Below are 14,836 nucleotides of genomic sequence, written 5' to 3'. Positions count from 1 at the left end.
ATGAATTGGTTAGAAAATATGGTATTACAAACAAAGTTAGCATTGCTTACCGGAGTAATGGTTGTTGCGATGATCCTTTTAGGAGTTATGGGATTTAAAGCAACTGCCGGATGGGAAGCTGATATTATTGAAATCGGGGACGTCCGTGTGCCTTCGTTGGTCAGTGTCGGGACAATCCGCAATGGCACACAGATGATTGCTATTCAGCAAAACCGTGTCCGTGGTCTAAAAGGTGATCCTAAATTGAAAGAGAAGATGCAGAATGCTTCTGAGGAGATGCAAGAGGCATTTGAACGTATTGATAAAGGTATGGTGATTTACGAGCCGCTTCCTCAAACTCCGGAAGAAGCAAAAGAGTGGCAAGAATTTAAACCTACTTATGAATCATGGCGCAAACATAGCGAACAATTTCACAAAGAAGTTGTAGGTATTTTAGCAAAAACCGATGATCCTGCCCAAATTGAACTTTTATTTAATAAAATGACCGAGCAACTGGATGTAATTCGAGCAGAACGTAAAGCTTCTGCCGAACATTTGCAAAATGTGTATGACATTAATAAAGACGTCATCGCTAAGACTAATGCGGAAGCAAAAGAGAACTCATCATCGTACAAACAGATGTTTATGATTGTTGCGGTTCTTTCGATTCTTTTTGCGATTCTTTTAGCATGGGCATTGATCCGTTCAATCACCCGTTCAATCACCGCGAGCGTTACGTCGATTCGTGACGGAGCGATGCAGATCACGTCGGCATCGGATCAGGTTGCATCGTCGTCATCGTCATTGGCCCAGGGTGCGAGCGAGCAGGCAAGCAGTGTCGAAGAAGTCAGCGCGACACTCGAAGAGTCCACCGCGATCAATACCCAAAATACCGATAACGCACGCCAAGCCGATATTCTGGCAAGAAACGCGAACGATTCGGCAAAAGCGGGATACGAGAAGGGTGAGCAGCTTTCCCATTCGATGCACGCGATCACCGAATCGGCGGCTAAGATTTCAGGTATTATCAAAACGATCGATCAGATCGCTTTCCAAACCAACCTTTTGGCACTCAATGCGGCTGTCGAAGCGGCACGCGCCGGTGAGCACGGTTTAGGGTTTGCGGTAGTTGCGGACGAAGTCCGTAATTTGGCTCAACGCGCGGCATCGGCTGCCAAAGAGACCTCCGATATCATCGAAGAGGTAGTCGGTCAGATCAAAGAGGGGAACCAAATCGCCCTTGCGACCCATACCTCATTCCAAGAGATCGTCGAACAAAGTAAAAAAGTATCCGACCTGATCGGAGAAATCGCTATCGCCGGAAAAGAGCAGGCAGAGGGGATGACGCAGATCAATCAGGCAATGGGGCAAGTCGACCAAGTAACCCAACAAGTTGCGGCAAACTCCGAAGAGGCGGCGGCAGCGGCAGAAGAGCTGAACGCACAGGCGACCTCCATGATGGAGACCGTACGAATCTTAGCGAAAATGGTAGGGATGGAGAGCGACGCCCCCGCGGCACACAGTATCAAAAAGATGAATCTTCACCATATCGAGATGAAAGCGCAAGCTCCGGCACCGCGTAAAGCGCCGCCTGCATTGAAAAGCAAAGCGACTCCGAAAGCCGATGAAGTGTTTCCGCTCTCTGAGAACGATCTGAAAGAGTTTTAAATGGAATTCGACGGAGACGCTCTCACCATCGATTTATCGATGAGTATGGAAGAGATTAAAGAATTTGAAGCGTTCGTCCGTCCCCGTATCGACTATATCGATCGTATTGAGATAGAAGATGGGGGGATTTTAAAAAGCAGTGCTCTTCTGGCTCTTTTAGCGAGCTTAAAAAAAACACGCCGTGAACTCATCATCCCTTTTTTAGAAAAAGGGTCCACCGTTTCACCGGCGTATGGAACCATTCATTGGATATGTCATGACTAAACAAGAACAAGTCAAAGCCATTTTTATCGAAGAGGCGGGAGAGATTATCGAAAAACTCGATGTCGACATTCTCCGCTTTGAAGAAAACTCTACCGATTTTGATCTCCTAAACGAAATATTTCGAGGGGTACATACCCTCAAAGGGAATGCCAATGCCTTCGGATTTACCCGTTTAGGTGAATTTGTCCACCATTTTGAGGATGTTCTAGACTATTATCGCAGTACAAAAGAGGAGATCGAGATCATTCATCTCGAATTGATTGTCAACAGTGTCGATGTAATCAAAGAGGTGATGGTATGCGAACTTGATGCACTCCCTGATCTGCCTGAGGACTATGAACAGTGCTTAGAGGGGATTAAAGTACTGATCGCATCTAAAAAAGGAGGATCGGTTCAGAGCAGTGCTCCGGCGGAGCCTGTTTCTGCATTTGCCGATCTTGCAGCGGAATTCGGATTGGAATGTCCTGATCAGTATGAGAATATGATAACTCAGTCGATTGAGATGATGCGTCTTTCCCAACAAGAGGGGATGCATATCTATCGTATCGAATTGACTCTGGATCCGGATAGCTACAAACGGGGGTTCGATCATCAGATTTTTATCGGACTTCTTGCCGAAAAAGCGGTCTTGATTGAGAGTGTTTTCAATTTTGAGTCGGTTCCGGTAATGGAAAATTTCTCGTGTGAAGAGAACTATTTGCCTAAAATGGGAATTATCCTTTTAACAACTCAATCCATTTCAGAAATTGAAGAGAATTTTGAGTTCTTATTTGATCATGAGTATTCGATACGTGTGATCGAAAACGCAGCTGAAAACAGTGTGCCTGAAACCGTTACGGCTCCTATTGAAACCGTAGCGGATACACCGAAAACGGCTTCAAAAACCTCTTCGGCTGGGATGGATACGTCAACGTTGAATGCGGCGGCCAAATCGACGATCCGAATCGATACTTTCAAACTCGATGAACTTTTCGATTCGGTCGGAGAATTGGTTATTGCCCAAAACTTTATCGCTCAAAATGAGAAAATACGTTTGATCGAAGATGAATCGATCAGCCGAACGATTGAGACTCTATCGAAAATCACCAAACGGATACAAGATCGCGTTATGAGTTTGCGGATGGTCGCTATTCGTGATACGTTTGATAAGATGAAACGTGTAGTCCGCGATACCTCCAAAAAGACGGGGAAAGAACTTCATCTCAATGTCTTGGGAGAAGAGACCGAGATCGATAAAACGATGATTGACAGCCTCTCAGACCCGTTGATCCATATTATCCGTAACGCTATCGACCACGGGCTTGAAGCCGACGGTGAGGAACGGCTGAAAGCGGGCAAAAAAACGGAAGGGAATATTACCTTGCGTGCCTACCATAAAAGCGGCAGTATCGTCATCAGTGTCAGCGATGACGGTCGTGGAATCAACAAAGAGAAAGTATTGCAAAAAGCGATTGAACGGGGAATTATTACAGGGGATGAAAATCTCACCGATTCTCAAATCTTCGGATTGATTATGCAGCCCGGATTCTCAACCGCCGATGCGATCAGTGATCTCTCCGGTCGCGGTGTCGGATTGGACGTCGTGAAAACGTCGATTGAAAAGCTGCGAGGGAAAATAGAGATTGAATCGCAAGAGGGGGAGGGGACAACCTTTTCGATGGTGTTGCCTCTGACACTTGCCATTATTGACGGTATGCTGGTTGAAGCGGCGGGTGAAATTTACATTATCCCTACCCTGAGTGTGGTTGAGTCGTTCCGGCCGGAACAGGAGATCGTCCATGCTCTCAAAGAAAAAGGGGAATTTGTATCGTTGCGCGGACAGCATCTTCCGATTATCCGTCTTAGCGATGTATTTAATCTACCTACGACTGAGCGGATTGAGCCGTGGGATGGAATTTTGGTATGTGTGGAGACCGAAGCAGGCCGCATTGCTATCATGGTCGATGAACTGGTAGGGCGTCAACAGGTTGTTATCAAACCGCTCGGAAAATCTTTGGCGAAACTCAAAGAGATATCCGGCGGAGCGATTTTAGGAAGCGGGGACATTGCATTAATTCTGAACGTTGATGCGCTTCGTCCGGTAATTGAGGGAACACATGCTTGAAATTGAGCTTCGTCCTGAAGAATTTGCTCTGTTTCGCAAGTATATTTATGAAAAAGTCGGAATATCTTTATCGGATCAAAAGACCACGTTGGTTAAAGGGCGGCTGAATAAGAGACTCAATCATCTGGGGTTAAAATCGTTTCGGGATTATTATGATTATCTGGTATCCGATGTAAGCGGTGAAGAACTCTCATTCTTCGTCAGTGCGATTTCAACTAATGTCACCTCTTTTTTTCGCGAAGGGGCCCAATGGAAGTGGTTGGAGAGCTATTTGCCAGCATTTATCGCTTCTAAAAAGGAAAAAAAAATCCGTATCTGGTCGGCCGGATGTTCCAGCGGGGAAGAACCTTATACGATACTGATGTTTTTACAGCACCATTTGAGCGATTTTGAGAGATGGGACATCAAGATTTTAGCAACCGATATCTCGTCGAAAGTGCTTACCCATGCAATGAAAGGTGCCTACGATCCCAAAGCGGTAGAGGGATTGTCTAAAGAGATCATTGCCCGATCCTTTGAGGCAAAAAAAACAGAGGAGGGGCGGTATCAAATCCGTTCATCGTTAAGAGAGAAAATTCTGTTTCGTAAATACAATCTGGTGACCGATCCGTTTTTTTTCAAAAACAGGTTTGATATGATATTCTGCCGAAATGTAATGATCTATTTTGATGACGTTACCCGTCATGACTTGATAGGGCGTTTTACGACGCTTCTTCCGAAAGGGGCTCCTCTGTTTCTGGGAAGCTCCGAATCGCTTACGACCCATCGTGAGAGTCTGAAACTTTTGGGTTCTTCAATCTATCAACGACTATAAGGGATTAAAAGTGGAAAATCGAAGCCCTGCTGGCGAAAGCAAAGAGGCTAAATTCGAAAACGACGAACTTTTTTTCTCGATAACCGATCGTACGAGTACGATCCTTACGGGAAATGAAGTTTTTGTCCGTATCAGCGGCTACAAAAAAGAGGAACTGATCGGACAGTACCATAATATTATCCGCCATCCCGATATGCCGCGAGTCGTATTTAAAGTGTTGTGGGATCATATCAACAATGACAAGCCGGTTGTCGCATATGTCAAAAATCAGGCTAAAACAGGTGAGTATTATTGGGTTTTGGCCGCTGTTTTTCCGCTTAACGACAGATTCATTTCGATACGGATAAAACCAAATTCTCAAATATTTGCTGCTGTGCGTGAGCTTTATTTCAAGCTTTTAATGGCCGAAGCGAGCGGTGGGATGGAATCCAGCGAACCTATGCTGATGGGTCTTTTAGCAGAACTCGGGTACAACAGCTATGACGATTTTATGTCGGATGCACTTTTGTCTGAACTCGGAGAACACAAAAAAATTCTTGCCGACATTGATCAAAATTCAAAAGTATGTCCTGAGATTCATACGCAGCTCGGTACAAAATTAAAGCTTTTGCTGGAATACAGTCAAGTTTTAATGCACCGATATGAACGGTGGTTTGAGAAGGTCGATATGTACAAGCAAGTCAAAATCGTCTTTGATGAAAAAGGACAGGAACTTCGTCATCTTGCCCGCGATATCGTTTTCCTGTCACTTAACGCATCGGTAGCTTCCTATAAAGTAGCTAACGGCGGGGAAACATTCGGGGTTCTTGCCAGCGATGTTCGTGTCAATGCCAAAGAGAACGATACATTGATCGGACATATCCATACGTTAGTCCAATCACTGACCGATACTCTTAATGAACTCATTTTTACGGTTTCAGCATTGAATATTCAGATTGAAGCGGTGAGCTATTTTTTATTTGAGACATTGCAATGTCATGTTCAATCTGTTTCATCGGAGCTGAAAGAGAACATCAGTTTTTTGATCAATCTGGTCTCTATGTATAATGAGAAACTGATCGCTTTGCAGCTGAAAATGGATTGTTTTATAAAAGAGAGCAGCACCTATCTCGATCAGCTTGAACGGCAGGTGATGTATTTAGGCTATATACAAGTGTACGGGATTATTGAAGCAGCTAGCAATAATGATGAGAAAGTCGGTTTCGGCGGTATTTTTTCGCAGCTTAAGGGATTGATCGGAAAAACGTCCGAAGAGATTATTGTAATGCAAAAAATGGGGCACAATTTCCATGTAGAAAATCAAAATTTGATGGGTGAAGCCGGCGGGATCGGCACGTTGTTAAAACAGTTTAGAACCGAATCGGAAATTATAAAAACAATGGATGAGTAGAGACAATGAATGAACAAGAGAATGAAGAATTTGCATTTTTAAGCCGGAAAATCCTTGAGTTGAACAAACAGCTTATGGAAAGTGAAAAAGTTAAATCGCGTTTTTTATCTTTAATAGCGAGTGAACTCAATAATCCTATGACGGCACTTTTAGGGATGATTCCTCATTTGACACCTCCGGCAGGTGACCCTCGTGAGGAAATTTTTGAACTGGCACACGATGAAGCGCTTCTTTTGGAATCGCGTATCCAGAATCTAGTGGCCGCTTCCGAAATAGAAAGCGGAATGATGGATGTCACTCATGCGTCGGTCAATCCTGAAAAACTCGTTGAAGAGGCTCTTGAGGAGTTTAAATATAAGCTGAAGCGTAAAAATATTTCAGTCATCGTTGAGAGTTCGTTAAAAGAAAAAATCGTCACCGATCCGAAAAAGCTCTATTTGATTCTAAAAAATATTATCGCCAATGCCTGCGATTACGGCGATCCGGACGCTATTGTCAATATTAATATCGTTCAAAAAGGCTCTGAAATTATTGTTACCGTAAAAAACCGGGGGCATGGCCCGAATGTAAAATACAAAGCGCAGGTATTTACCCGATTTGCCGAGGGGATGGAGGGATCGCACGGTTTAGGACTTGGGTTAAGCATTGCACGAGAGTTGTGCGGATTGATAGACGGAAAAATAGACTATGAAACCGATGAAACCAGTGTGACTTTTACGGTAACGATACCGGAACAAGCGGTACAAGCCGATTCTGAAGCATGCGGATCAAACGAGTTTTTATTTGAATCATTTGATGATGCTATTGAACTTTAAATGATACACGGATCATCTATTTTTATCCATGTCGGGCAGATTCATGTCGATCAGGCACCGCAAGCTATTTCGACGGTATTAGGTTCCTGTGTCGCGGTCTGTCTGTATGACAGTAAGCTCGGCATCGGCGGTATGAATCATTATCTGTTGCCGTTTTGGAACGGAAACGGCTTACAATCACCGAAGTTCGGAAATATCTCGATACCGAAGATGATTGAGCTGATGATGGCGAAGGGATCGACTCCTAAAACGCTCGAAGCAAAGATTTTTGGCGGAGCATCGATGAGAATCAGCGGTTCTGAAGCCATGATGATCGGTGAAAAAAACGTACTGGTTGCCCATGAAATATTAAATGAGTATCGGATACCGATTGTTGCCGAAGATATCGGAGGACAAAGCGGTCGAAAAATCCAGTTTAATCTCGAACGGGGGAAAGTGTTAATGAAATATGCTACCCGCAGTGAATTGTAAGGAGAACTCGAATGGCAATACGGGTATTGATCGTCGATGACAGTGCAACAGCACGTGCCGTTCTGCGTGAAATTTTGGAAAGTGATCCAGCTATCGAGGTGGTAGCAACCGCTTCAGATGCATATGTAGCACGTGATAAAATCGTTGAGCTAAAACCCGATGTAGTATGTTTGGATGTGGAAATGCCACGGATGGACGGCATCACTTTTTTAAAGAGGCTGATGCACTATATGCCGGTTCCGGTCGTGATGGTCTCTTCTCTAACCCAAAACGGTGCCCGTACGACGCTTGAAGCGCTCGAAGCGGGTGCAGTCGATTTCGTCGGGAAACCCCATTCGCACATTTATGACGGTGTGGAGACGATGCGGGAAGAACTGTTAAGCAAAATTAAAATGGCATCGCGCGTCCGTGTTCGGCAGCGTGCCCTCGAAAGTATTCAACAAGCCAATACTACTTCATTGGCTGAAACCACAAACAAAATTTTGGCTATAGGTGCCTCAACCGGAGGTACCGAAGCGCTCAAAGACGTGCTGATGGGATTGCCGCGTAATGCACCGGGAACTATTATCGTACAGCATATGCCCTCGAACTTTACCGGTCCGTTTGCTGAGAGGTTGAACGGGTTATGTGCCATGGAAGTGCGCGAAGCACGCAACGGTGACTCTATTACTCCGGGAGTCGCACTCATCGCTCCGGGAGATTATCACATGGTCGTTCGCCGTTCCGGCGCCCGCTACTATGTTGAAATCGGCAGCGGTGAAAAAGTATCCGGACACCGACCCTCAGCCGATGTATTGTTTAACTCTGTGGCTAAAATTGCCGGGGTGAATGCAATCGGTGTTATTTTGACGGGAATGGGGGGAGACGGCGCCCGCGGGCTGTTGGCCATGCGTAATGCGGGTTCCCGAACAATAGGTCAGGATGAGGCGAGCTGTATAGTTTATGGTATGCCGAAAGTGGCATACGATATCGGTGCGGTGGAAAGACAGCTTCCGTTGCAAAATATCGCCAAAGGGATTTTGGAACTATTATAGATTGGTGTGATTGTTTTATGACTTTAAATGTCTATCATATTGCTAATCAAATGACGGACGGGGTTGGAGGACACAGATGATAACGATCAAAGATGTACAAAACTATTCAAAGCAACTTTCCGTATTGTATGTTGAGGATAATGATCAAGTCAGAACAGAAACTACGGAGATTTTCAAGCTTTTATTTGCCAAAGTGGATACGGCGGGTAACGGTCAAGATGGGATAGAAAAGTACAATCACGAAACGTATGATATTGTTATCACGGATATCAATATGCCCCGTCTAAATGGAATCGAGATGATTTCCCAAATTCGAGAAATCAATCCCGAACAAAAAATTATTGCTATTTCCGCTCACGATGAACCTGAAATATTGATCGATATGATGCGTCGAGGGGTAAGCACTTTTTTGCTAAAACCTATCAATCTTGAAGAGATGATACGAATCATTTATCCGGTATGTCGTGATGCATCCGCCCAAAATGTCAATGCCGAACTTTTTGAAGAACTGAATCAAGAACGAATCAAATACAAACACATTGTTGAAAAACTGCTGGCCCATTTACGTACCGTCGAGATCAAAAATTCGCAGATGGGGAAACTGTATGCGCAAAATAATCCAGATGAGCGGTCGCAAATGCTCGAAGAATACTTTGCGAAAGATGAAGAGAATGAGAACGAAAAAGTGGTGTTTCTAGGTGATGATTGCGAGGAGATGACCGATTTATTAGGAGAAATTCCCGATCAGCTTTCACGCTACGTTGTGGACAAAGATATCCGTCATATTCAGACGGTTCGGGATGATGTCGGCAAACTTTCAAACATCTTGTTTCACTATACCCCTTTTCTGGATCCGTTGGCTAAAAGTCTCGATGAGCTTTCCGACGTTATCGCACAGGAACAAGATTTATTGGCGAAACTCGAGGCAAAGCCCGATCAGATACTTTCGTTATTCGATGCGATTTGTATCGATTTGAGTCTCTATGTCAAACGCTTTGCTGTTGAGAGTATGGCGATGAAAAATATTCACCATATTCATCAGCCGACATCCTTGAGCATCCAGCAGATAATCGGTTTGATCCGCCCTGATCTAGCCGATGACGGCGGCGATATGGATTTCTTTTGATCCCCGTATTGCAGTGATAAATATGAAATACCGGTTCAAAAAACTTTTTTACGAGATGCTTGACGCAAAAGAGTTTATTCACAGCCGCTTCCTCTCCCTGATCGGTTTGATGCTTTCAATCGCATTGATTTACGGTGTTTGGTTTTTTTCGGAACGTTTTTTTTATCATCAGTCACAGATGCGTTTTGAACATCATGTAAATGAGGATATTTATACTCTTGAACATAGTCTTATGAAATATAAGAATGCACTTCAAAGCGGAGTCGGTTTTTTTCAGGCAAGTGACGATGTTTCTCGAACCGATTGGCATCGCTATGTCCAAGCGATCGACTTGAAACAGTATTATCCCGGAATGCAGGGAATGGGGTATTCGACGGTCGTTTCGCCGGATGCCGTGCAAACTATTGAAAATAAAATGCATCGAGAAGGGTATCCTTCCTTTGAAATAAATCCTAAGGGAAAGCGAAATTTCTATACGACTATACTTTATCTGGAACCGCTTGATAAACGAAACCAAGCCGCGATCGGCTATGACATGTTCTCAGAACCTGTGCGGCGCGAGGCGATGGAGCGCTCCAGAGATAGTGGAAAAGCGGCTTTGTCGGGAAAGGTCACCCTTCTTCAGGAAATCGATAAGAATGTCCAGTCCGGATTTTTGATGTATCTCCCTTATTATGCGGAAGGGGAGGACGCGGGTACGGTAGAAGAACGCCGTCGATCTTTGATCGGGTATATTTATGCTCCCTTTCGGATGGGTGATTTCATGAATGCAAATTTTACCCATAAAGATATGATGCGTATCGAGATCTACGATGGTGCGCGAAAAGAGTTGAATCTCCTTTACAAATCCCCCGATTTTCAAAATTATCAGTCGGATTATCATACCGAACGTGTAGTTAAAATAGGAGGACGGGAATGGCATATTTACTATTCGAGTTCTCCGTCGTTTGATAAACGTCATAGCAGTCAATACCCTATACTTTTTGCCCTTGTCGGTTTGATTATGTACTTGGTTATGCTCTATGTTATCGTTGAACTTTTGAAGAAACGTTCGTTACTCAAAATAAAAACAGAAGCTCTTGAACATGAAAAAGAGATTGCTCAAAATTACCTTGATATCGTTGAAGTAATGGTGTTGGTGCTGGATACCGAGTTTACAATACAGGTTATAAACCGTCGAGGCTGTGAGATAATCGGCTATAGTGCCAAAGAGGCAATCGGTAAAAACTTTATGGAGCTGTTTATCCCCGAACGGATGCGTGAAGAGTTGAAAGCCGTCGCAAACAGTGTAATTTATTATAGTGGGTTCGAATATTACGAAAATCCGATTGTCACCAAAGAGGGTGAGGAGCGTCTTATTGCCTGGCGGAACCGTTTGTTAAAAGACGATGATGGACATATGATCGGTATCCTGAGTTCGGGAGAAGATATTACACAGGTGAGACGGACTCAAGTGCAGTTGCAGGAGAGCGAAGCGTTTTACCGAACGGTATTCGCTTCGATCGAAGAGTCCATTGTTATTTTGAATGAAAACCGTATTGTCGATTGCAACGATGTAGCACTTCGATTATTTGATACGACGAAAGAGTCATTGATCGGGGAATCGATTTTTGATACGGCGTATGAGATTGAATGTCAAGATTACCCTCTTCATCATCATATTAGCAATGCTTATAACGGCGAATCTACCTCTGCACGATGCACGCTGCGTCTTCATAAGAATCCCAATGTTATTAAAATTGTTGAGTTCTCTTTTTCACGATTTGGAACAAACGATGAGAATAAATTGGTCATGATCTCCCGTGATATTACCCGCAAAGTGGAAGAAGAAAAATTGTTGACGATGCACGGACGTCAGGCACAGATGGGGGAGATGATCTCCATGATTGCCCATCAATGGCGACAACCTCTGGCAATTATCAATGCGATCACTACCCAAATGCGATTTAAAGCGATCATGAATGGTAGTGAAGATGATGAGTTTGTGGACAATTTAGTGAAAATAGAGCAGCAGAGTTCTCATCTTTCTCAAACGATTTCAGACTACCGGGATTTCTTCCGACCCGATAAACCTAAAGAACATTTTAATGCCGTTTCTTTGATTAATCACGCTCTGAACCTTATCGATCATACACTGAAAAATCATTCGATACATATTGAGACAGCCAATATGCAAAATTTAACCCTTTTCACCTATCGTAATGAAGTGCTTCAGGTGTTGATCGTATTACTTAAAAATTCTCTTGATGCCTTTGTGGAAAACAAAATAATCGGAGGGGAGATTACGATCAGTGTCCAGCCTGAGGATCAATACTGTGTCATTGATGTTTGTGATAATGCGGGAGGGATTCCAAAAGAGATAATACACAAACTCTTCAGCCCCTATTTTACAACTAAATATGACGGGTACGGTACCGGACTCGGGCTGTATATGAGCAGGATAATTATTGAGGAACATTGCGGCGGTTTGATCGAGGTTTCAAGCGAAGGAAATTCAACTACATTTACGGTAAAACTACCGTGCAGGGAAACAGAATGACGTTTAAAGAGATGGTACAGCAAGTTTCAGAATGTGCAGAAGGGATGAATGTTCTCTACGTTGAAGACGAACCGTTAATACGGGATAATACAAAGCTGCTATTGGAGACGATTTTCCCGTATGTCAAAATAGCATCAAACGGACGTGAAGGGATGGAACACTATCAAGAAAGAGTGTTCGATATCGTTATTACCGATATTTTGATGCCGGAAATGAACGGTGTCAACATGATCCGGAAAATGAAAGAGATCAACTCGTCTCAACGATTTATTGTTACATCAGCCTGCGAAGAGAGCAGCTATTTGCTGGAGTTGATCAATCTGGGTGTAGCTCAGTTTTTACTCAAACCCATTCAGACCGAGCAGATCATACAGATTCTTCATGAAGTGGTTAAAAATATTTACAATGAACGTAAAGTAGCGCGATTCAATGCTAAAATCAAAAATGATTTAGTACACCAAACAACGTTATTGGAACAATACCAAGAGGTTGTTGATCTCTCTAGTATCGTCGTTCAAACCGATTTGGAAGGTAATATTGTTTATGCGAATGAGTTGTTTTGTAAGACCAGCGGGTATGAACTAGATGAAATCATCGAGAAAGGTCATAAAGTTCTTCGACACCCTGACATGGGAAGTGAATTTTACGATAATCTTTGGAAAACGATACGAAATAAACAGTCGTGGAAAGGGACGATCAAAAATCTCAAAAAAAACGGTGAATATTATATAACCGATACGACGGTCAAACCGATTTTGGATGAGCATGGAGAGATCATTGATTATATCAGTACCAGCCATGACGTCACGGAACTGTTTGATCTCAATGAAGAGATTTGGCAGACACAACATGAAATGCTCTCATTATTGGGTGAAGTAGGGGAGACGAGATCCCATGAAACCGGAAATCATGTCCGCCGTGTCGCCAAATATGCAAAAATATTGGGAGAACTTTACGGACTCGAAGATGAGGAAAATCGTCTTCTCTACAGTGCTTCACCGATGCACGATATCGGTAAAATCGGTATTTCGGATGCTATTTTGCTTAAGCCCGGAAAACTTGAACCGGAAGAATACGATGTAATGAAAACACACAGCACAATAGGGTATGATATCTTAAAAAATTCTTCCCGTCCCCTTTTGAAAGCCGCCGCTATCATTGCGCGTGAACACCATGAAAAATGGGACGGAAGCGGTTATCCTAATGCCTTGAGCGGAAGTGATATCCATATTTACGGGCGTATTACCGCATTGGCAGATGTATTTGATGCCCTAAGCTGTGAACGTGTTTATAAAAAAGCATGGCCGATGGAAAAAATTATCGAGTTTGTCCTGAATGAACGGGGGAGACATTTTGATCCGGATTTGGTTGATATGTTTATGGAAAATATAGATCGTTTTAAAGAAGTAGCCGCTAAATATCAAGATTAAAAAGGCAATGGATGTCTAAATTCAATGAGTTTAAGAATCTTTCGGTTCTGTACGCAGAAGATGATTTCGAGCTGCGGGAAATAACCACAAAAACTCTTCAGCTTGTCGTAGGACACGTCTTTTCGGTTACCGACGGTACGGAAGCTTTATCGGTCTATGAGAATAACCGTATCGATATTGTCATATTGGACATTCATATGGGATCGGTCAGCGGGATCGATGTTGCGAAAACGATACGAAAAAGTAACGATAAAGTCCCTATTGTGATCGTATCGGGATCGATTGCGACTCAGGATCTATTGGAAGCCTGCAAACTGAATTTGATAGAGTATATGCATAAGCCGATTGAGTTTAATGCCCTGATTAAAGTCTTGTATCTGGCCGTTGACCGTCTTAAGTCACAGGGGATGTTGATTGCAAAAATCAATGACTCGGTATCGTATGATTATTTTGCCAAAGCTTTTATTCATGCTGAGGGAGAAATATCGGTTTTGACAAAAAATGAGATCAATGCGATGGAACTTTTGCTCGCACACAGAGGTCAAGTCGTCACGTATGAAACATTTTCGAATGTTTTGGAAGAAGAGATGTCGGACGGGGCATTGAAAAATCTCATCCTTCGAATCCGTAAAAAATTGCGTGACGATGGTAACCTGCGCAATCTGGCTAAAGTCGGATACATGCTGACATAAAACTTTTTATAATCCCGGATTTTTATCTTTTATCACATAAATATATAATTTTATTTAATATCTTGAATTGTTAGATTTGCAATTGATAAAATGGTGCAAGTTCATCATAAAAGGTTTCAAAATGTTAAATGATAACAATGAATGGTTGAATGAAGAAGAGGTACTTCAACGGCTGAAACAAATTTCCACGCAGCAGATGATCATCGTCTTTCGTGCGAAAATGAGCAACTACGAGATACTTCTGTGCCAAAAGATCAGCGCAATGAGCAAAATCCCCCTTACTGACGTCCTTGAAAAAATGGAAGCGTTTAAGCAAACGAGCGAGCATTTACTGTATAAAAAGGATTTTATCTTTGTTTGATCCCTTTTTTATTCTTGATTTGCCGCTCTTTCTCGATACTTATTGATAATTTTTAGTTCACTTCAAAACATTGCACAATAGATACATCAAAAAAATAGTTTTTTACTGTATTAAACTTGACTTTACCTATTTATAACTGATAAAATACT

The 14,836-nt window shown here is 43.0% G+C and carries 13 protein-coding genes; all 13 read left to right on the top strand.

Features of this window, described 5'->3' with window-relative positions; all coding sequences use genetic code 11:
- The 13 genes from SULKU_RS09845 (at position 1) to SULKU_RS09785 (ending at position 14,687) form a co-directional block, all read left to right on the top strand.
- Positions 1-1,647, top strand: coding sequence for a methyl-accepting chemotaxis protein (locus SULKU_RS09845; protein ID WP_013460813.1), 1,647 nt, complete (start codon positions 1-3; stop codon positions 1,645-1,647).
- On the top strand, positions 1,648-1,911 hold the full coding sequence (locus SULKU_RS09840; RefSeq protein ID WP_013460812.1) for a hypothetical protein: 264 nt from the start codon (positions 1,648-1,650) through the stop codon (positions 1,909-1,911).
- Positions 1,904-4,015: a chemotaxis protein CheA gene (locus tag SULKU_RS09835; protein ID WP_013460811.1), complete on the top strand. Its 2,112-nt coding sequence runs from the start codon at positions 1,904-1,906 to the stop codon at positions 4,013-4,015. The genes SULKU_RS09840 and SULKU_RS09835 overlap by 8 nt, the downstream gene beginning before the upstream one ends.
- Entirely contained in the window at positions 4,008-4,829 is an 822-nt protein-coding gene (locus tag SULKU_RS09830) for a CheR family methyltransferase (protein ID WP_013460810.1), read from the top strand. The genes SULKU_RS09835 and SULKU_RS09830 overlap by 8 nt, the downstream gene beginning before the upstream one ends.
- A 10-nt stretch (positions 4,830-4,839) precedes the next feature.
- The gene (locus SULKU_RS14535) at positions 4,840-6,219 is read left to right on the top strand and encodes a PAS domain-containing protein (RefSeq protein ID WP_013460809.1); all 1,380 of its coding nucleotides are present in this window, start codon (positions 4,840-4,842) and stop codon (positions 6,217-6,219) included.
- 5 nt (positions 6,220-6,224) lie between these two features.
- Positions 6,225-7,034: a sensor histidine kinase gene (locus SULKU_RS09820; RefSeq protein WP_013460808.1), complete on the top strand. Its 810-nt coding sequence runs from the start codon at positions 6,225-6,227 to the stop codon at positions 7,032-7,034.
- Positions 7,035-7,505 (top strand): chemotaxis protein CheD, encoded by a 471-nt coding sequence (locus tag SULKU_RS09815; RefSeq protein WP_013460807.1) that lies wholly within the window; start codon positions 7,035-7,037, stop codon positions 7,503-7,505.
- Between the two features lie 11 nt (positions 7,506-7,516).
- Positions 7,517-8,539, top strand: a complete 1,023-nt coding sequence (locus SULKU_RS09810; protein ID WP_013460806.1) for a protein-glutamate methylesterase/protein-glutamine glutaminase — start codon at positions 7,517-7,519, stop codon at positions 8,537-8,539.
- Between the two features lie 76 nt (positions 8,540-8,615).
- Positions 8,616-9,665 carry a response regulator gene (locus tag SULKU_RS09805; protein WP_013460805.1) on the top strand — a complete coding sequence of 350 codons (1,050 nt, stop codon included), beginning with the start codon at positions 8,616-8,618 and terminating at the stop codon, positions 9,663-9,665.
- A 22-nt stretch (positions 9,666-9,687) separates the two neighbouring features.
- A complete protein-coding gene (locus SULKU_RS09800) occupies positions 9,688-12,204 on the top strand; it encodes a CHASE domain-containing protein (protein ID WP_172633609.1) in 2,517 nt (838 codons plus the stop codon).
- Positions 12,201-13,634 (top strand): HD domain-containing phosphohydrolase, encoded by a 1,434-nt coding sequence (locus tag SULKU_RS09795; RefSeq protein ID WP_013460803.1) that lies wholly within the window; start codon positions 12,201-12,203, stop codon positions 13,632-13,634. Before SULKU_RS09800 ends, SULKU_RS09795 begins: the two co-directional genes overlap by 4 nt.
- An 11-nt stretch (positions 13,635-13,645) precedes the next feature.
- A complete protein-coding gene (locus tag SULKU_RS09790; protein WP_013460802.1) occupies positions 13,646-14,326 on the top strand; it encodes a response regulator transcription factor in 681 nt (226 codons plus the stop codon).
- Positions 14,327-14,447: 121 nt separating this feature from the next.
- Complete coding sequence (locus tag SULKU_RS09785) at positions 14,448-14,687, top strand: hypothetical protein (protein WP_013460801.1); 240 nt, start codon at positions 14,448-14,450, stop codon at positions 14,685-14,687.
- The last annotated feature ends 149 nt before the right edge of the window (positions 14,688-14,836 follow it).

Source organism: Sulfuricurvum kujiense DSM 16994 (assembly GCF_000183725.1).
Lineage (GTDB): Bacteria > Campylobacterota > Campylobacteria > Campylobacterales > Sulfurimonadaceae > Sulfuricurvum > Sulfuricurvum kujiense.
Note: the sequence above shows the minus strand (reverse complement) of the source record. Positions and strands in the feature narration are given on the sequence as shown.